At 71.4% G+C, this 18,083-nt stretch carries 16 protein-coding genes and 1 riboswitch; of the genes, 10 read left to right on the top strand and 6 right to left on the bottom strand.

Annotation, left to right across the window (positions count from 1 at the left end):
* Positions 1 to 211 precede the first annotated feature (211 nt).
* Positions 212 to 1,009, top strand: a complete 798-nt coding sequence (locus ACFZBT_RS03655) for an IclR family transcriptional regulator C-terminal domain-containing protein (protein ID WP_391097944.1) — start codon at positions 212 to 214, stop codon at positions 1,007 to 1,009.
* A gap of 245 nt (positions 1,010 to 1,254) precedes the next feature.
* On the opposite strand, the gene ACFZBT_RS03650 is transcribed toward ACFZBT_RS03655, so the two are convergent.
* The gene (locus ACFZBT_RS03650; protein ID WP_391097942.1) at positions 1,255 to 1,581 is read right to left on the bottom strand and encodes a DUF5955 family protein; all 327 of its coding nucleotides are present in this window, start codon (positions 1,579 to 1,581) and stop codon (positions 1,255 to 1,257) included.
* 198 nt (positions 1,582 to 1,779) lie between these two features.
* Here ACFZBT_RS03650 and ACFZBT_RS03645 point away from each other — a divergent pair, with 198 nt between their 5' ends.
* Together ACFZBT_RS03645 and aceB are read left to right on the top strand one after the other, a co-directional pair.
* Positions 1,780 to 2,394 (top strand): NTP transferase domain-containing protein, encoded by a 615-nt coding sequence (locus tag ACFZBT_RS03645; protein ID WP_391097940.1) that lies wholly within the window; start codon positions 1,780 to 1,782, stop codon positions 2,392 to 2,394.
* 208 nt (positions 2,395 to 2,602) lie between these two features.
* The gene (gene aceB, locus ACFZBT_RS03640; protein WP_391097938.1) at positions 2,603 to 4,228 is read left to right on the top strand and encodes a malate synthase A; all 1,626 of its coding nucleotides are present in this window, start codon (positions 2,603 to 2,605) and stop codon (positions 4,226 to 4,228) included.
* Between the two features lie 19 nt (positions 4,229 to 4,247).
* Here the strand turns inward: aceB and ACFZBT_RS03635 are convergent, their stop codons facing one another.
* The 3 genes from ACFZBT_RS03635 to ACFZBT_RS03625 form a co-directional block, all read right to left on the bottom strand.
* The gene (locus tag ACFZBT_RS03635; protein WP_184588795.1) at positions 4,248 to 4,517 is read right to left on the bottom strand and encodes a SelT/SelW/SelH family protein; all 270 of its coding nucleotides are present in this window, start codon (positions 4,515 to 4,517) and stop codon (positions 4,248 to 4,250) included.
* A complete protein-coding gene (locus ACFZBT_RS03630; RefSeq protein WP_391098857.1) occupies positions 4,514 to 5,428 on the bottom strand; it encodes a HipA family kinase in 915 nt (304 codons plus the stop codon). Before ACFZBT_RS03630 ends, ACFZBT_RS03635 begins: the two co-directional genes overlap by 4 nt.
* Before the next feature lie 362 nt (positions 5,429 to 5,790).
* The gene (locus ACFZBT_RS03625; RefSeq protein ID WP_391097937.1) at positions 5,791 to 7,107 is read right to left on the bottom strand and encodes an MFS transporter; all 1,317 of its coding nucleotides are present in this window, start codon (positions 7,105 to 7,107) and stop codon (positions 5,791 to 5,793) included.
* 134 nt (positions 7,108 to 7,241) lie between these two features.
* Here ACFZBT_RS03625 and ACFZBT_RS03620 point away from each other — a divergent pair, with 134 nt between their 5' ends.
* From ACFZBT_RS03620 to ACFZBT_RS03595, 6 genes are all read left to right on the top strand, one after another.
* A complete protein-coding gene (locus ACFZBT_RS03620; protein ID WP_391097936.1) occupies positions 7,242 to 8,162 on the top strand; it encodes a helix-turn-helix domain-containing protein in 921 nt (306 codons plus the stop codon).
* Between the two features lie 184 nt (positions 8,163 to 8,346).
* Positions 8,347 to 9,216 carry an ATP-binding cassette domain-containing protein gene (locus ACFZBT_RS03615; RefSeq protein WP_391097935.1) on the top strand — a complete coding sequence of 290 codons (870 nt, stop codon included), beginning with the start codon at positions 8,347 to 8,349 and terminating at the stop codon, positions 9,214 to 9,216.
* Positions 9,213 to 10,196 (top strand): ABC transporter substrate-binding protein, encoded by a 984-nt coding sequence (locus ACFZBT_RS03610; RefSeq protein WP_391097934.1) that lies wholly within the window; start codon positions 9,213 to 9,215, stop codon positions 10,194 to 10,196. Before ACFZBT_RS03615 ends, ACFZBT_RS03610 begins: the two co-directional genes overlap by 4 nt.
* Before the next feature lie 45 nt (positions 10,197 to 10,241).
* The gene (locus ACFZBT_RS03605; RefSeq protein WP_391097932.1) at positions 10,242 to 12,317 is read left to right on the top strand and encodes a Fe(3+)-hydroxamate ABC transporter permease FhuB; all 2,076 of its coding nucleotides are present in this window, start codon (positions 10,242 to 10,244) and stop codon (positions 12,315 to 12,317) included.
* 81 nt (positions 12,318 to 12,398) lie between these two features.
* Entirely contained in the window at positions 12,399 to 13,898 is a 1,500-nt protein-coding gene (locus ACFZBT_RS03600; RefSeq protein WP_391097931.1) for an amino acid permease, read from the top strand.
* A 2-nt stretch (positions 13,899 to 13,900) separates the two neighbouring features.
* Complete coding sequence (locus ACFZBT_RS03595) at positions 13,901 to 14,326, top strand: universal stress protein (protein WP_391097930.1); 426 nt, start codon at positions 13,901 to 13,903, stop codon at positions 14,324 to 14,326.
* A 13-nt stretch (positions 14,327 to 14,339) separates the two neighbouring features.
* On the opposite strand, the gene ACFZBT_RS03590 is transcribed toward ACFZBT_RS03595, so the two are convergent.
* Positions 14,340 to 14,711: a (2Fe-2S) ferredoxin domain-containing protein gene (locus ACFZBT_RS03590; protein WP_391097929.1), complete on the bottom strand. Its 372-nt coding sequence runs from the start codon at positions 14,709 to 14,711 to the stop codon at positions 14,340 to 14,342.
* Positions 14,712 to 14,756: 45 nt separating this feature from the next.
* Positions 14,757 to 14,883, bottom strand: a riboswitch (cobalamin riboswitch).
* Between the two features lie 41 nt (positions 14,884 to 14,924).
* Positions 14,925 to 16,403 carry an IucA/IucC family protein gene (locus ACFZBT_RS03585; protein ID WP_391098854.1) on the bottom strand — a complete coding sequence of 493 codons (1,479 nt, stop codon included), beginning with the start codon at positions 16,401 to 16,403 and terminating at the stop codon, positions 14,925 to 14,927.
* A 156-nt stretch (positions 16,404 to 16,559) separates the two neighbouring features.
* Here ACFZBT_RS03585 and ACFZBT_RS03580 point away from each other — a divergent pair, with 156 nt between their 5' ends.
* Positions 16,560 to 18,056, top strand: coding sequence for an IucA/IucC family protein (locus ACFZBT_RS03580; protein ID WP_391097928.1), 1,497 nt, complete (start codon positions 16,560 to 16,562; stop codon positions 18,054 to 18,056).
* Positions 18,057 to 18,083: the final 27 nt, after the last annotated feature.

Raw genomic sequence — 18,083 nt, 5'->3', positions numbered from 1 at the left:
TCAACTTTCTGTTGAAGGAGTTTCACTCCCTCTCCTGTGCCAGTCAAGGGCACACTGGATTCAGGCGCCTTTCACGTGGCCACTCCTGGACGTTTCCACAAAGCGGAATTAAACTTCCAGCACGCAGAACGTAGCTACGTACGAGCAGGGAGTCAACCGACTGCCGGGTAGGCTTCTGCTCTTCCGCCGCCAGTCCCGAAAGGAACGCGCCGTGCCGACGTCCAGCGCCAGCACCACCGACTCCGCCCGGTCCTCCGCCAACGGCGGCGTACAGTCCCTGGAGCGCGCCTTCGACCTGCTCGAACGGATGGCGGACGCGGGTGGCGAGGTCGGCCTGAGCGAGCTGTCCGCGAGCAGCGGGCTGCCGCTTCCGACCATCCACCGCCTGATGCGCACCCTGGTGGCCTGCGGCTACGTCCGTCAGCAGCCGAACCGGCGGTACGCGCTCGGCCCGCGCCTGATCCGTCTCGGCGAGTCGGCTGCCCGGCTGCTGGGCACCTGGGCACGGCCCTACCTCGCCCGGCTGGTCGAGGAGACCGGCGAGACGGCGAACATGGCGCTGCTGGACGGGGACGAGATCGTGTACGTGGCACAGGTGCCGTCGAAGCACTCGATGCGCATGTTCACGGAGGTCGGCCGGCGCGTCCTGCCGCACTCCACGGGCGTGGGCAAGGCTCTGCTCGCGGGCTTCCCGGCGGAAGAGGTGCGCGCCCTGCTCCACCGCACGGGCATGCCCGCCGCGACGGAGAAGACGATCACGACGCCGGACGGGTTCATCGCCGCGCTGGAGGAAGTACGCCGGCAGGGCTACGCGATCGACGACAACGAGCAGGAGATCGGGGTCCGCTGCCTGGCGGTCTCGGTGCCCGACTCCCCCACCGCAGCGGCCATCTCCATCTCCGGCCCGGCCGGCCGGGTCACGGAGGCGGCGACGGACAAGATCGTGCCGGTGCTCCAGCAGGTCGCCGCGGAACTGTCGGAGGCCCTGGCCAACCAGAGCCCCGCCTGACGTTCGGCGCGGGCGCGGTGTCCTAGGGCCTGTCGTTTGGATCACGCCGGTGAGCGGGGCCTGGCACGCACATCTGCCGCGTTCTCGTCGGTCGCCGACTCCCCCACGCTCGGCTTCGCTCGCGCGGGCGGGGCCCCCATCGCGTCGACTCCCTCCTCCGCCGTGCAGCTGCACGCACCAGGCCCCGCTCACCGGCGTCGAAGAAGTGCTGCCGATTCCCTGCGCCGTGATCCAAACGACAGACCCTAGCCCTCCCCGCGCACCGGCCCTCCGAAGAGGTCCACGGCCCGGCGGACCTCGGAGAGGCCTGGGGACAGCGCGCTCACCGAGCCGATCGCACCGGCGATCAGCAGCAAGCAGCGGCGCAGCCGCGGGATCTCGGGGATGCCGGCGACGGCCATCGCGTCCAGCGCGGCCAGTTCCTCCTCGGCGATGGTCCGGTCGGCGAAATCGCCGGGATGGGCGGCGAGCCGGCGGCGCAGCCCCGACACGGCGGAGCGCAGCTCCGTCACGCGCGGGTCCTCGTCGCCGCTGGTCACAGGCCCCTGCCGCTTCTGCTCCACGCTCCGCAACACAGTCCTCCCCCTCGCACCTCGTCGTGCGCGTGCCAATCCGACGCGAAGTCCCCCACACCGGGCAGCGATCGGACACCCGGACGGTCGGTGCGGGCGAGATTAAACGACGGGGCCCACCAGGCGCCAGTCCAATGCGTCATCGACTTGCTCCGCTGCGTTACTTCTCGGCCCCGGATCGTGCGGTATGCAGGATCCATGACGACACGGAAGACGCCGGAAGAGGCCCGGGAGGTTGCCGGGCTCCTGCTCGCCGCCGGGGGCGGGCGACGCCTCGGAGGGCGGCCCAAGGCGCTGCTCCCCCATCGGGGGCGGCCGCTGGTGGAGCACGCGGTGCGCGTGCTGCGGGAGGGCGGTTGCACCCGGATCCACGTCGTACTGGGCGCCCGGTCCGAAGAGGTGCGCGAACGCGCCGCCCTGCCGGACTGCGTCCTCGTCGACAACCCCGACTGGGAGCAGGGCATGGGGACGTCCCTGCGGGCCGGGCTCGACTCGCTCGCCGGTACGGGCGCCCGGGCCGCCCTGGTCTCGCTCGTCGACCAGCCCGGCATCGGCGCGGAGGCGGTGGCCCGGGTCCTCGGGGCACACAAGGGCGAGGAGTCGCTGGTGTCGGCCGCGTACTCCGGGGTGCGGGGCCATCCGGTGCTGTTCGGGGCCGCCCACTGGGCGGGCATCGCCGCGACTGCCACCGGGGACCGGGGGGCACGCGCCTATCTGAAGGAACACGAGCCGGCGATCGCGCTCGTCGAGTGCGGGGACGTGGCCCGACCCTTCGACATCGACACCGAGTCCGATCTGGCGCACCTTGAGTGAGCGGGGTGGCACGGAGCGCCACCTTTCCTCGATCCAAAGAGTCTCGACGTCAACACACGATTGAACTTCCACTATGAGGAAACTAGTATCCACACTTCAGAAGCGCCCGAGGGCTCCGTGGGCGCCGAAACGCCGTATCCGGGAAGACTGGCACCCGGTGCCGAACCGCCGCCTCGTCTTCACAGCTCGCTGAAGGAAGTGACCGTTCATGTCCGCACCAGCGCCGTCACCGCTGGCCATCGTCGACGCCGAGCCCCTGCCCCGGCAGGAGGAGGTCCTCACCGAAGCGGCGCTGGCCTTCGTGGCCGAGCTGCACCGGCGGTTCACGCCCCGGCGTGACGAACTCCTCGCCCGCCGCGCCGAGCGCCGCGCCGAGATCGCCCGCACCTCCACCCTCGACTTCCTTCCGGAGACCGCCGCGATCCGCGCCGACGACTCCTGGAAGGTCGCCCCGGCCCCCGACGCGCTGAACGACCGCCGGGTCGAGATCACCGGCCCCACCGACCGCAAGATGACCATCAACGCCCTCAACTCGGGCGCCAGGGTGTGGCTCGCGGACTTCGAGGACGCCTCGGCGCCCACCTGGGAGAACGTGGTCCTCGGCCAGCTCAACCTGAGCGACGCCTACACCCGGAACATCGACTTCACGGACGAGAGGTCCGGCAAGTCGTACGCCCTGAAGGCGAACGAGGAACTCGCCACGGTCGTCATGCGCCCGCGCGGCTGGCACCTGAACGAGCGTCACCTCGTCGACGCGGACGGCACCCCGGTGCCCGGCGCGCTGGTCGACTTCGGCCTGTACTTCTTCCACAACGCCAAGCGCCTGCTGGGCCTCGGCAAGGGCCCGTACTTCTACCTCCCGAAGACGGAGTCGCACCTGGAGGCCCGTCTCTGGAACGAGGTCTTCGTCTTCGCACAGGAGTACGTCGGCATCCCGCAGGGCACCGTCCGCGCGACCGTCCTGATCGAGACGATCACGGCCGCGTACGAGATGGAGGAGATCCTCTACGAGCTGCGCGACCACGCCTCCGGGCTGAACGCGGGCCGCTGGGACTACCTGTTCTCCATCGTCAAGAACTTCCGGGACGGCGGCGCCAAGTTCGTCCTGCCGGACCGCAACGCGGTCACGATGACGGCCCCGTTCATGCGCGCCTACACCGAACTCCTCGTCCGCACCTGCCACAAGCGCGGCGCGCACGCCATCGGCGGCATGGCGGCTTTCATCCCGTCCCGCCGGGACGCCGAGGTCAACAAGGTCGCCTTCGAGAAGGTCCGCGCCGACAAGGACCGCGAGGCCGGGGACGGCTTCGACGGCTCCTGGGTCGCCCACCCCGACCTGGTGCCGATCGCCATGGAGTCCTTCGACAAGGTTCTCGGCGAGAAGCCCAACCAGAAGGACCGGCTGCGCGAGGACGTCGATGTCAAGGCGGCCGACCTGATCGCCGTGGACTCGCTCGACGCCAAGCCCTCGTACGCGGGTCTGGTCAACGCCGTGCAGGTCGGCATCCGTTACATCGAGGCCTGGCTGCGCGGGCTCGGCGCGGTCGCCATCTTCAACCTGATGGAGGACGCGGCCACCGCCGAGATCTCCCGCTCGCAGATCTGGCAGTGGATCAACGCGGAGGTCGTCCTCGACAACGGCGAGCAGGTCACCGCCGAGCTGGCCCGCAAGGTCGCCGCCGAGGAACTCGCGAACATCCGCGCCGAGAACGGCGACGAGGCCTTCGCGGCCGGCAACTGGCAGCAGGCACACGACCTGCTGCTGACCGTCTCCCTCGACGAGGACTACGCCGACTTCCTCACGCTGCCCGCGTACGAGCAGCTCAAGGGCTGAACAGTCAGCGGCCGAACAATCACCGCTCCGAGTGGCCCAGGGTCTTTCCCGGGGCCACTCGGTCGCGTACGGCCTTCTTCACGGCGGTCGGTTCGGGGAAGCCCTGCTCGCGCCGGTCCCAGACGACCTCGTCGCCGACGCGGACGACGAACACGCCGCCCTTGCCCGGCTTCAGCGCCAGCTCCGTCAGCTCCGCCTCGAAGGTCGTGAGCAACTCCTGCGCCAGCCATGCCGCCCGGGGCAGCCAGCGGCACTGGGTGCAGTACTCGATCTCCACACGGCCACTCATCCGAGGTGCACCGACCAATCCTGTTGGGCCGCGGGTTTGCCGTGCAGGTCGGGGACCTGCTTGAGCCACGCGGGTCGTCCTTGCCGGGTTCTCGCCGCCCGGGCGTCCTCCTCGGCGGCGCGTTCCTCCGGGGTGGGGAAGCCGGTGGGCAGCCAGGCCTCGGAGGACCGCACGCGCGCGTGGAGGTACGTCGCATACGCCTCGCGTGCCTCGTCCGGGGTGTCGAACCCGGGCTCGTCCGCGAGCCAGGCGTCGGGGACCTCCGCGAGGATGCCGCGCAGCAGATCCTCGGTCACCCGGGGAGCCAGCTCGGTGTCGGCGGCCCGCACATCGGGCCCGTAGTGGCCGAGGGCGTGGTGCCGGAAGTCGTAGGCCTTGGCCGGGTCGGCGGCGTCCCAGCGATGGTGGAAGACGAGGGCGGCGCCGTGGTCGATCAGCCACAGGCGCGGGGGTGCGACGCCCAGGGTGGGCCAGACCATCAGGTTGGAACTGTGGACCGTGCGGTCGACGTTCACGGTCAGGGCGTCCAGCCAGACGATCCTGCCCGCTTCCAGGGGGTCGACCGGGAAGACCCGGGCGACCTCCGGCGTGAAGTCCCGGGCGCCCGGCAGGTAGTCCATGCCGAGATTGACGCCCGCGCTGGCCGCGTGCAGCTCCCGCACCTCCTGGTGGGGCTCGGCGTCGGCGACCTCCGGGTCGAAGTGGACGAGGACCAGTTCCGGGAACCGCAGCCCGAGGGCACGGGCCAGTTCGCCCACGATCACCTCGGCGACCAGCGCCTTGCGGCCCTGCGCGGAGCCGGTGAACTTCACGACGTACGTGCCGAGGTCGTCGGCCTCGACGACGCCGGGGACGGAGCCGCCGGAGTGCAGGGGTGCGACGTAGCGGGTGGCGGTGACCTCTCTCAGCATCTTCAAAGGTCCCACTACTCGATTACCTTACATTTCACGGCAAGCTCCAACGCGGCGCAATCCGGGAGAACGGGACCTTACCTCCGGCCTCCGGCCTCCGGCATGAAGTGAGCATAGTAACCATGCGTGATCGAGGTGCAGGTGTGCCGCAGCACGTGGAAGCCGTCCATTGCTCGCGCTCAACGACGGCGCGCACCACCTTGGACACCCCACCTGGTTGCCCTCGACCCGGTTGGCCGACGAGATGCCCTTCAAGTATCGACGGCCCTCGGTGCGGCACCTCGCCTCGCGTGACGAGCGGGAACAGCTGTTGCGCGACTGGCCGAGGAGTTGGCCAAGCGGCGTGCTTCCTCACACCTCGTTCACCGGTCGCTCCGCGTTGCCGATGTTGCGTATACCTTCTGGTCGGCCTCGTTCGAAGCGGTGGGGTGGTGACGGATGACCGTGGACAGCAGGGCTGCGGCCGCGCAGGCGGCACCCAGAGCGAGCCAGACCGGGTTGTAGCTGCCGAATGTGTCGCGGGTGACGCCTCCGAGGAAGGATGCCGATGCGGCGCCGATCTGGTGTGCTGCGTTGGTCCAGCCGAAGACGATGGCGCTGTCTTCCCCGTAGAAGGTCCGGCACAGGGCGATGACCGGTGGCACGGTCGCCAGGTCGAGCAGGCCGAAGGCGACTACGAAGACCACCATGGGCGCGTTGACGGTGGCGGCCATCGTCAGCGGCAGGCCGACCAGCAGCAGGCCCCGTAGGAGGAAGCAGACGGCGAGGAGCCGACGGGCGTCCATGCGGTCGGTGAGCCATCCGGAGGCGATCGTGCCGACCACGTTGAAGACGCCGATGAATGCCAGCAGGGTTGAGGCTGTGGTGACCGGCATGCCGTGGTCGTGGGCGGCCGGGGTGAAGTGGGTCCACATGATGCCGTTGGTGGATGCGCCGCAGATGGCGAAGGTGCCGGCGAGCATCCAGAAGGGGAAGGTCCGTGCGGCGTGGCGCAGCACGGTCAGGGTGCGGCGGGCGGCGCCGGGGACGGGCTCAGGCCGCGGGATGAAGGTGTCGCTGCCGTAGGGGCGTTGTCCTCGGTCGGCGGGGTGGTCGCGCAGGATGAGGTAGATCAGTGGAGTGATCGCCAGCGCGGCTGCGGCGAGGCTGACGAGGGCGGGGCGCCAGTCGTATCGGGCGATGATCCACGCGAGTGCGGGCAGGAAGACCATCTGGCCGAGGACGCTTCCGGAGGAGAGGATGCCGGTCACCAGGCCGCGGTGGGTGGTGAACCAGCGGTTGGTGACGGTGGTGCCCAGGGTCATCGACAGTGAACCGGTGCCCAGGCCGACGAGGAAGCCCCAGAAGAGAGTGAACTGCCAGGCGGCGTTCATCACGGTGGTGAGCGCTGCTCCGGCGGCTACGGTCCCGAGGGCGGCAATGACGACTCGGCGGATGCCGAACCGGTCCATCAGGGCGGCGGCGTAGGGGGCCGTCAGGCCGTAGAGGACCATGTTGACCGAGGCGGCCAGGCCGATGGAGCCCCGGGACCAGTGGAACTCCTGGCGCAGGGGATCTTGCAGAATGCCCGGCATGGTGGAGAAGGCGCCGGCGACGATGATCGCCACTCCGGCGACGGCGGCTACCCACCAGGCGCGGCGCCCGGATTCCTTGGTGTGATGGCCGGTTGTGTCATGCATGTCGTCATCCTTGAGTGAGACGAGTGCCCGGAACCACTGGCCGCTTGGACATGTAGTGAAAGAATCTGGCCATGACGGTAAGTGATGAAGGGGTGCTCACAGTCGCTGTCCTGGTGCGGCCTGGGCTGCTGCCCATGGAGCTGGGGATCGTGCACCGGCTGTTCGGGACCGCGGCGGATGACGCCGGCCGACCGTTGTATTCGGTGGTGACCTGCGCGGTGGAGCCCGGTGAGATATCCACGGAAGCCGACTTCACCGTCAACGTGCCGCTGGGGCCGCGGGCGCTGCGCCAGGCGGACACGGTCATCGTGCCTGCCGCTGTCGAGGATTACGGCCCCCAGCGGCGCGGTCAGCTGAGTCCGCCGGTACGAGCGGCACTTGAGGAAGTGCCGGAATCAGCACGTCTGGCTTCCATCTGCACCGGGTCGTTCGTGCTGGCGGCGGCCGGTCTGCTCGCGGGTCGCCGGGCGACGACGCACTGGAAGTCCTGTCCGGAACTCGCAGCCCTGTACCCGGAGATCGAGGTGGACCCCGATGTTCTCTACACTGACGACCGCCGCGTTCTGACGTCCGCGGGTGTCGCCGCCGGCATCGACTTGTGCCTGCACATGATCCGCAGCGACCACGGCGCCGACATCGCCAACACCGTCGCCCGCGGCACGGTGGTGCCTCCGCACCGTGAAGGCGGCCAGGCCCAGTACATCGACCGTCCGGTGCCGGAAGCCGGGGACAGCTCCATTGCCGCGGCCCGTGTCTGGGCTCTGGAACATCTCGGAGAGCCCCTCACTCTGGAGGCTCTGGCCTGCCGGGCAGCGACGAGCGTACGCACGCTGACTCGCAGGTTTCACAAGGAGACCGGGATGCCTCCGATGCAGTGGCTCGGTCAGCAGCGCCTGCAGCTCGCTCGCAGGCTGCTGGAACGCACGGACGACCCTGTGGACCGCATCGCGGCCGAGGCAGGCTTCGGGACGGGTACCGCGATGCGCCAGCACTTCCGTGAAGCGCTGGGCGTGTCACCGCGCGCGTACCGCAACACCTTCCGTGGAGGGAAGTGAGGGCCCGCGCGGTGACACCGCATCAGCCGGGGCAGGTCTCGTCAGCCGGCAGACGGCTCGAAGGTACGTGGCCGCGTCGCCGCCGCTCGGGGGTGTGGAATCCGGCCTCGTGGCCGACGGGCTGAGGTCACGGTTCAGGCACCCCCCTCCCGACCTGCACTTAGGTTAGGCTAACCTTCGCCGCGTGAGATCTGGTGAAGAAACGGCCGGCGGACAGCGTCTGCGCGGGCATCAACTTTCGGCCACGGGCGTGACCGTGTCGTACGACGGCGTGGATGTCGTGCACGACGCGGCGATCGCGCTCCGGCCCGGTGAGGTGACCGTCCTGGTCGGCCCCAACGGCAGCGGGAAGTCGACGCTGCTGCGGACGATCGCCCGGCTGCAGCGGGCCCGCGAGGCCGCGCTCAGGATCGACGACACGACCGACGGCCTCGCCCTGACCGCCCGGGAGTTCGCGCGGTACGTGGCCCTGCTGACCCAGGGGCGGCCCACGCCCAGCGGGCTGACCGTGCGGGACCTCGTCGAGTTCGGCCGCTACCCCTACCGGGGCCGCTTCGGCCGCCCCGACCCGGACGCGTCGGCCGCGGTCGAGCGGGCGCTGTCGCTGACCGGGGTCACCGACCTCGCCGAGCGCGGCGCCGACCACCTCTCCGGCGGGCAGTTGCAGCGGGTCTGGCTCGCGAGCTGTCTCGCCCAGGAGACCGGTGTGCTGCTGCTGGACGAGCCGACGACCTATCTCGACCTGCGCTACCAGATCGAACTACTCGACCTCGTCCGCGATCTGGCGGACGACCACGGGATCGCCGTCGGGGTCGTGCTGCACGACCTCGACCAGGCGGCGGCCATCGCCGACCGGATCACGCTGCTCGAAGCGGGCCGGATCGTCGCCGAGGGCCGGCCCGAGGAGGTCCTGACCCCGGAGCGGCTGACCGCCGTCTACGGCATCCGGATCGACGTCGACACAGACCCCCACACCGGCCGACTGCGGACCCGTCCGATCGGCCGGCACCACACCCGCAACACCCGAAGCGAAAGGCTCGGCACCACCTCATGAGACGCATCCTGCTCACCGCGGCCACCACCACCGCCGCGGCGCTCACCCTCGCCGCCTGCGGCACCACCGAGCCGGCCGCCGACAGCTCCTCGAAGAAGACCTCCGAGGCCATCAACCTCACCGACTCCACGGGCGCGAAGGTCAAGCTGGACGGCCCGGCGAAGAAGGTCGTCGCCACCGAGTGGAACGAGGTCGAGAGTCTCATCACCCTCGGCGTCGACCCCGTCGGCGTCGCCGACGTCAAGGGCTACAAGACCTGGGACACCGCCGTCCCGCTGAAGAACGAGCCCAAGGACATCGGCACCCGCGGCGAGCCCAGCATGGACACCGTCGCCTCGCTCTCCCCCGATCTCATCGTGGCCAGCTCCGACCTGCCGGACGCGGCCGTGAAGCAGCTGAAGAAGATCGCCCCGGTGCTGGAGATCAAGTCCGCCGACGCGTCCGACCAGATCGGGCAGATGTTCACCAACCTGGACCTGATCGCCAAGGCGACCGGCACCACCGACAAGGCCGAGGCGGCCCGCAAGAGCTTCGACGCGAAGGTCGCCGAGGGCAAGAAGGCCCTCGCCGACGCCAAGCTCGACGGCTCCGACATCGCCTTCGCCGACGGCTACGTCAACGCCAACCAGGTCTCCCTGCGCCCGTACACCGACGGCTCCCTCATCGGGTCGGTCAACAAGCAGCTCGGTCTGAAGAACGCCTGGAAGGTCAAGGGCGACTCGGCCTACGGCCTCGGCACCACCGACGTCGAGGGCCTCACCGCCCTGCCGAAGGACGTGCGGTTCGCCTACATCGGCAACGACGAGGACAAGACCAGCAACCCGTTCTCCGGCCAGCTGAGGAAGAACGCCGTGTGGACGTCCCTGCCGTTCGTCAAGGCGGACCAGGTGCACCGGCTGCCCGACGGCATCTGGATGTTCGGCGGCCCCGAGTCGATGGAGGCGTACATCGACGCCCTCGTCGGCGAGCTGACGAAGTAGCAGCCGGCGAAACAGCCGCTCGGACGAAGCAGAAGCACCGGAGCCATGGCCGTCACCGAAGCACCCCCCAGCACCACCCGCCCGCCGGCGGCAGCGTCCCGTACGGGCGCGGCCGCGGTGACGGCCGGGCTCGTCCTCCTCGTCGCCGCTCTCGCGGTCGTCGACATCACCCAGGGCACCGCCGCCGTCGGACCGGCGCAGGTTTTCAAGGCCCTGACCGGGCAGGCCGATCCGGGCGACGCGTCCGTGGTCATCGCCTCCCGGCTGCCGCGGATGGCCGCCGGCGTCCTGGTCGGCGTCGTCCTCGGCATCGCGGGCGCCGTCCTCCAGGCCGTCAGCCGCAATGTGCTCGCCTCGCCCGACACCCTCGCGGTGAACGCCGGTTCGTATCTGGCGCTCGCGCTGGTCGGCGCGACCGGCCTCTCCCTGCCCCTGCTGGCGTCCTCGGGCGTCGCCTTCGCGGGCGGGCTGGTGGCGGCGGCCGTGGTGCTCGCCCTGTCGGGGCTCGGCACGGGCACCGTACGGCTGGTCCTGGCCGGCACGGCGCTGGCGCTGGGCCTGAACTCCGTGACGGAGGGGCTGCTCCTGCTGTTCCCGCAGGAGACGGAGGGCCTCTACCAGTGGAACCAGGGGAGCATCGGCCAGAACGGCTTCGACGGCGTCGTGCAGATGCTCCCCGTCGCCCTGGTGGGACTCGCCGGGCTGCTGCTGGTCGCGCGGCGGGTCGACGCGCTCGCCCTCGGGGACGACGCGGCGCGCGGTCTTGGCGTCCCGGTCCACGCCACCCGCGTCACAGTGGTGGTGCTGGCGGCGCTGCTGTCGGCGGCGGCCGTGACGCTGGCCGGGCCCATCGGGTACGTCGGGCTCTGCGCCCCCGCCCTGGTGCGTCCGCTCGCCCGCCGGTTCCGGGGCTTCGTGCGCTCCCGCGCGGCCCTGCCGGTGGCCGGGCTGACCGGTGCCGCGCTGGTGCTCGGGTCGGACGTGCTGCTGCGGGCCCTGGTCCCGGCGGACCGGGCGGTCGCCGTGCCCACCGGCATCGTCACCAGCCTGGTCGGTGCCGTGTTCCTGGTGGTGACCGCCCTGCGGCTGCGGGACACGGCCGGGGCCGACGCGCCGGACCGGCTGCGCATCCCCAGCCGGACGGCGTTCCTGGTCACGGTGGGCGCCCTGGCCGCCGTGGTCGTGGGTGTCACGCTGGCCGGTGTCCTGCTCGGCGACAGCAAGCTCCTGCTCGGCGATGTCGCGAACTGGGCGCAGGGGCGGGCCGGTCAGGCCGTCTCCTTCGTGCTGGACACCCGGGTGCCGCGGGTGCTCGCGGCCCTGTGCGCGGGCGCCGCGCTCGCCCTGGCCGGGACGCTCGTGCAGGCCGTGACCCGCAACCCGCTGGCGGAGCCGGGGGTTCTGGGTGTCTCCGGCGGCGGCGCGCTGGGCGCCGTGCTGCTGGTGACGACCGTGCCCACCGCCGGTTCGTGGGGCCTCGCGGGTGCCGCGTTCGGGGGCGCCGCGCTGTCCTCCGCCATCGTCTTCGGGCTCGCGGCCCGGGGCGGCTACCGGCAGAACCGGCTGGTCCTCGTCGGGATCGGCATGGCCGCCGGCTCCACGGCCCTGATCAGTCTGCTCATCGTGCTCACCGACCCGTTCAACGCCACGAAGGCGCTGACCTGGCTGTCCGGTTCGACGTACGGGCGGACCATGCCGGACGTCGTGCCCGTCGCGCTCGTGCTGGCACTGGGCCTGGCCGTCGCGGTCGCGCGCCGCACCGAGCTGGATCTCGTCTCCCTGGACGAGGACACCCCACGGCTGCTCGGCCTCGGGCTGCCCCGGGCCAGGCTCGGCTTCCTGGTGGTGAGCGTCCTGCTCGCCGCGACGGCCGTCGCCTCGGCCGGGACCATCGGCTTCGTGGGTCTCGTGGCGCCGCACGCGGCGCGTGCCCTCGTGGGTCGGCGGCATGTACGGGTGGTGCCGGTCGCCGTCCTGCTCGGCGCCGCGCTCGTCTGTACGGCGGATCTGCTCGGACGGACCGTCATCGCCCCGGCCCAGCTGGGCGCCGGACTGATGACGGCGGTGATCGGCACTCCGTACTTCCTGCGTCTGCTGGTGCGGAGCCGCAAAGCGACATAAATCTCCTAAAAGGCCGTCAATCGCCAAAATGCCTCGCGCCTGCCTGTTGTATGGATCCACGCACAACGGGAGTGAGGGAGCATGGCCAAGGACATCACGGACGCGGGCCCGCCACCGTCCGCGAGCCTGAAGCCCAATGCGATCGGGTTCCTCGACGCGCTGGTCATCGGGCTCAACGCGACCTCGCCGGCGTACTCGGTGGCGGCGGTCATCGGCCCGATCGTCGCCCTGGTGGGCATCTACGCCCCCGGGGTGATGATCGCCTCGTTCGTGCCGATGCTGCTGATCGCGTCGGCGTTCTACTACCTCAACAAGGTCGACCAGGACTGCGGCACGACCTTCTCCTGGGTCACCCGGGCCATGGGGCCGTGGGCGGGCTGGCTCGGCGGCTGGGCCATCGCGATGACGGGCGTCCTGGTCGTCGGTTCGCTGGCGGATGTCGCCGTGACCTTCTTCCTGCTCGCCGTGGGCCTGGACAGCTGGGCGGACAACGACGTCGTGCGCCAAGTGCTCACCGTGCTGCTCATCGTGGTGATGACGGCCATCTGTGTGATCGGCATCGATGTATCGGCCAAGGTGCAGAACGTCCTCATCCTGGCGCAGGTCGTCTGCCTGCTCGCCTTCGCCGTGGTGGCGCTGTACCGCGTCTACGCCGACACCGGAACCCTCGACGCCATCGATCCGGAGTTCAGCTGGCTCGACCCCTTCGGGGCGGGCGGGGCGTCCCTGACCGGCGCCCTGCTGCTGGGCGTGTTCATCTACTGGGGGTGGGAGTCGGCGGTCAACCTCACCGAGGAGACCGAGGACTCCGCCACCGCCCCCGGCAAGGCGGCCATCTGGTCGACGGTGCTGCTGCTGGTGACCTACCTCGCCGTCGCCTTCGCGGTCGTCGCCTACGCGGGCACGGACTACCTCGCCGAGAACGCCGCCGAGGAGGAGTTCATCTTCGCGCTGCTCGCCGAAGAGGCGATGGGCGGCTGGGACTGGGTCGTGCTGCTGGCGGTGTCGACATCGGCGCTGGCGTCCACGCAGACGACGATCATCCCGGCGTCCCGCACCGGACTGTCCATGGCCCGCCGGTACGCCCTGCCGAAGCATTTCGGGCACATCAGCCCCCGGTTCCGCACCCCGGACGTGAGCACCTGGTGGGTCGCCGGCATCGCCATCGTCTGGTACCTCGTCCTGTATCACGCCAGCGAGAACGCCCTCTTCGACTCCCTGACGGCGCTCTCCCTGCTGATCGCGTTCTACTACGCGCTCACCGGCCTCGCCTGCGCGGTCTACTACCGGCGCGAGCTGACCAGGAGCGTGAGGGACTTCCTCCTGATCGGCCTCGGCCCGCTGATCGGCGCCGGGCTGCTGGCGTGGCTGCTGGTGGAGTCGGTCCAGGACATGGCCGACCCGGCCAACTCCTACACCGGCAGCTCCTGGTTGGGGCTCGGTCCGCCGCTCGTCATCGGCATCGGCGTCGCCCTCGCGGGCGTGATCATCATGGTCGTCTGGCGGCTGACGGCCCCCGCGTTCTGGTCGGAACGCCCGAGCACGGTCGACCCCGATCTCGTCCACGGCAAGGAGTCCTGAAGATGTCGGTGGTCCTCGGCTACGACGAGTCCCCGGGTGCCCTGCGCGCGCTGCGGGTCGCGATCGAGGTGGCGGCGGCGTACGGCGAGCCCCTGGTGATCGTCTACGGCGCCGCGGCCCCCGGCGTCACGGGCGAGGAGTTCGGCGCCCATCAGAAGGCCGTCCGCGAGGCCGGCACCACCGTGCTCGGTCACGCGGTCCGGGTCGCCGACGAGGCCGGTGTGCCCAGCACGGTCGAACTCATCGACGAGCGGCCCGCGCAGGCGCTGATCGACGCCGCGGCACGCCATGACGCCAGGGTGATCGTGGTGGGCACGTGGGGCGAGAGCCCGGTGCGCGGGGCCCTGCTGGGCTCGACGCCCCACAAGCTGCTGCACCTGTCGAACGTCCCGGTCCTGTGCGTGCCGGCCGAGGAACAGGAGTCCTGAGAGCCGGGCCTGGTCAGGAGCTGCCCGCGCGCCGTTTCGCGAGCGGGCTGAAGGCGTACAGGCCGAGGATCTCGGGCAGGGGCGCGACACCGGGGCCGCCCTCGCGGACCCAGGAGACGACGTCCTCGGTCGCGGCCGGGTCGTTGACCAGCCCGAGCCACACCGGCCGGGCCCCGGCGGCCCGGCCCGCGGCGGACGGCTGTACGACGATGACGTTGGCCTGGTCGCAGACGTCGAGGCACTCGGAGACCCGTACGGGCGCCGCCTCGCGCAGCCGCTCGGTCTGTGCCGTGTGATCGACGCCGGTCACCTTGCCGGTGCCGCAGCAGCAGTCCCGGCAGACGACGACGCGGCACGGAACCCCTCCGGCCGGGGTTGCGGACATGCCGCACCTGTCCTCTCTCCGGGGAGATCCGCCCCGGTGGTTCGTGGAGGAGGCGACCGCGTGAGTCTCCTGGCTCCCGGCCGATGCCGGTCACAGTGGCGGGACCGCGCCGGATTCACACCGGCTTCCTCGTTCCGCCGTCGCCATGTCGCCGGCCATCATTCCATGCGGCCGGTGCGGTCACCGCACAGCACGGACGGGCGCTCCCCCAGGTCACGTTCCTTCCCTGAGCGGGTTGGGCAGCGGCAGATAGCGGGCGTCGGCGCCGTCCGCGCCCGTCCAGCGCAGCAGGAGGTTCGTCTTGGCGGGGAGGGTGGGCGAGGTGAGCAGGGCGGGGATCTCGGGCAGGTCGTGGCGGGCGAGTTCGCGGCGGGCGGCGGGCCAGGGGTCGAAGCCGGGGTGGCGTTCGACGAGGGCACCGGCGATCTCGGTGAGGTGGTTGACGACCAGGCAGTACACCAGCCGCTCCCAGCCGGCCTCGCGGGAGACGTCCGGGAGCAGTTTCACGCCCTCGGCGTCCCGGTACAGCGCCTGCACGGGCATGCCGTCGGCGTCCACGGCGATCACGGTGTTCTGCAGATGAGCCTCGATGACGACGCCGTGCCGGGCGAAGGCCTCCAGGGCCGGGGGCACCACCCGCGCCAGATACGCCGTCCACCACGCCCCGGGGTCGGCGGCGCGGTCGAGCGGGCTGCCGTCGAAGCCCTCGACGAGTCCGGCGGCGAGCAGCGGGGTCGCGCCGGGCACCAGGTGGCCGGCGAAGCCGTCGCGGACGAGGACGGCCAAGGCCTCGAAGGCGAAGCCGGCGGTGCGGTAGCCGCGGTCGCCGAGCCAGGCCGGGGGGCCGTCGAGCGTGCCGGAGTCGTCGAAGGCGGCGCACACGGCCGCGTCGGTGCGGCGCAGGGCGAGCAGGTCGTGGCGCCACAGCCGGCGGATGTCGTTGGTGATGCGCACGTCCAGGCTGAACTTCAGGAAGAGGTCCCGCTCGGGTGCGTAGAGCGTGCGGATCGCGGCCGTCGGCCAGGTGTCGAAGGCGGTCGTGCCCAGCCGGACCAGCCTCCCGTCTGCGAAGGCGGCGGCGAGCTCCGCGCTCGCCAGGTCGAGCTGCCAGGGGTGGGCCGGGAGCAGCCGGTAGCCGGGCGGGGCGGTGCCGAGGGCGTCGAGGGCCGAGGTGTCGCCCTCCTCGACGACGCAGTCCTCGCGCAGCCCGAGCAGAACCAGCGGGAAACGGGCGTACGCCTCGGGCGCGTACGGCAGCCAGCCCGCGGCCGGGCCGCCGCCGCGCGCCTTGGGGGCCGGGTGGTGGGTGTGGCCGGTGAGGAGGCACTGCTCGGAGCGCAGGTAGGGGTCGTCGGGCGGGGTCGCGCGGTCGCGGGCCTCCAGCAGGGCGGCCACGGCCTCCCTGCTGTCGATCATCTCGGCGGGCAGTTCGTGGTTGGACAGGCCGGTGTGCCGGCGCAGTTCCTCGGCGACGAGCTTGACCAGCTCGGTGTGGCCGACACGCTGCCAGCCGTCCGGCCCCTCGACCTCGGGTTCGGCGGGCCGGCGCGTCCCGCGCACCCGCAGCAGACGGTCCCCGCCGGGCAGGCGGTAGACCCGGTGCTCGCCCTCCCGCCGCTGAGGCCGGGCCACCTCCCGCAGCAGGCAGTTCAGCAGCGGCACGGCGGCGTACGCGTCGGCGGACGGGGGCATGAGGTCCACGCGATCCACTCGTTTCTCTGCGTTCCCTGTGTTCTGTACGTTCCCCACAGCCCATCCGGGACTTCCGGACTTCCTGGCGGAGATGATCATTATGTCGGTCGTCGTCATCGCGCCGTGACGCCCTATTCGTACCCGAGGAGCCCGCCCGTGCACCGTTCCCCCACCGCCGAGGCCGAGGTCGCCGACGAACTGGCCGCCGCACGGCCCGGCCTGCTGCCACGGTACGAGGCAGAGCTGCCCGGCGCCCGGGCTGCCGTGCTGTCCCGTCTGTGGCGCGGTCTGGCCCATGATCCGCTGCCCTGGGCGGCCCGCAGGGAGCAGGGCCGGGACGGGCTGACGCTGTCCCTGTCCGACGGCCGCCGGCTGCACGGCCCGCTGCCGGATCCGTACGCGACCGGCGGCTATGTCACCGTCGTGGGGCTGGACGGGGCCGAGTACGACGATCCGGCGCGGCTGGTGACGGACCTCGCCGTCCCGCACTCCGCCTCCTTCGCCGCCGAACTCGGGCACAGCGTCGCCTCGTTGGCGCTGTCGCGAGCGGGGCAGGAGGGGCAGGCGACGGACGAGTGGCCGGAGAACGACTGGGAGTGGGAGCAGCGGATCGTCGACGGGCATCCCTTCCACCCCACCTGCCGGTCCCGGCCGGGTTTCTCGGTGGCCGAGCAGCTCGCCTACGGGCCCGAGCACCGGCCGGTCGTGGAGCTGGGTCTGGTGCCGGTGCGGGCGGAGGAGTGCCTGGTGACGGGCACCTGGCCGGGCGATCTGCGGGACGGGCCGCGGGTGGTGCTGCCGGTGCACCCCTGGCAGGCGGCGCATGTGCTGAAGCGGACGTGCGAGGAGCTGCGCGCCGGGCACCCGCTGATGTCCCTGCGGACGCTCGCCCTGCCCGGCGGGCCGCACGTCAAGACCTCGCTCAGCGCCCGGCTGACCTCGTCGGTGCGGGACATCTCACTGCCCTCGGTGGCCGCGTCCGCGCTGCTGTCGGACTTCGCCGAGATCCCGGCGGCGCGCACCGACGGCCTGCTGCACGTCACCCGCACCCTGGGCGCGGCGGCGGCCGGTTCCCCCGACTTCGCGGCCGTGCTGCGGGAGTCGCCGCAGACCTACGCCGGGAGCGGTGAACGGGTCCTGCCGGTGGCGGCGCTCGCGACCAGCGCGCTCCCCCGCTCCCCCGGCTGGCTGGCCGGCTTCGCGCGCCTCGCCCTCACCGTCGGGCTGCGGCTGCTGGAACTGGGCGTGGCCCTGGAGGCACACGGCCAGAACCTCCTCGTGGTGCTCTCGCCGGAGGGCGACCCGCTGCGGCTCGTCTACCGCGACCTGGCCGACATCCGCGTCAGCCCGGCACGTCTGGCCCGGCACGGCATCGCGGTGCCCGACCTGCCCGCCCGGATGGTCACGGACGACGAACGCACGCTCCGCCGCAAGCTGTTCGGCTCGCTGGTGGCGGGCGCGCTGGCCGGGACGGCGGGGTCGGGCCCCGCGCTCGCGGCGGCGCTGGAGACGGCCGTACGGGAGCTGCCGCCCACCCCGGACCTCACCGCACTGCGTACGGATCCCCTGCCCACCAAGGCGCTGACGCTGATGCGGCTGTCGCCGCAGACGCCCGGGGACCATTGGGCGGAACTGCCCAATCCTCTTATCTGAAACTCGTTTTGGAGCACGGCCCGGCGG

Source organism: Streptomyces sp. NPDC008137 (assembly GCF_042957035.1).
GTDB lineage: Bacteria > Actinomycetota > Actinomycetes > Streptomycetales > Streptomycetaceae > Streptomyces.
Note: the sequence above shows the minus strand (reverse complement) of the source record. Positions and strands in the feature narration are given on the sequence as shown.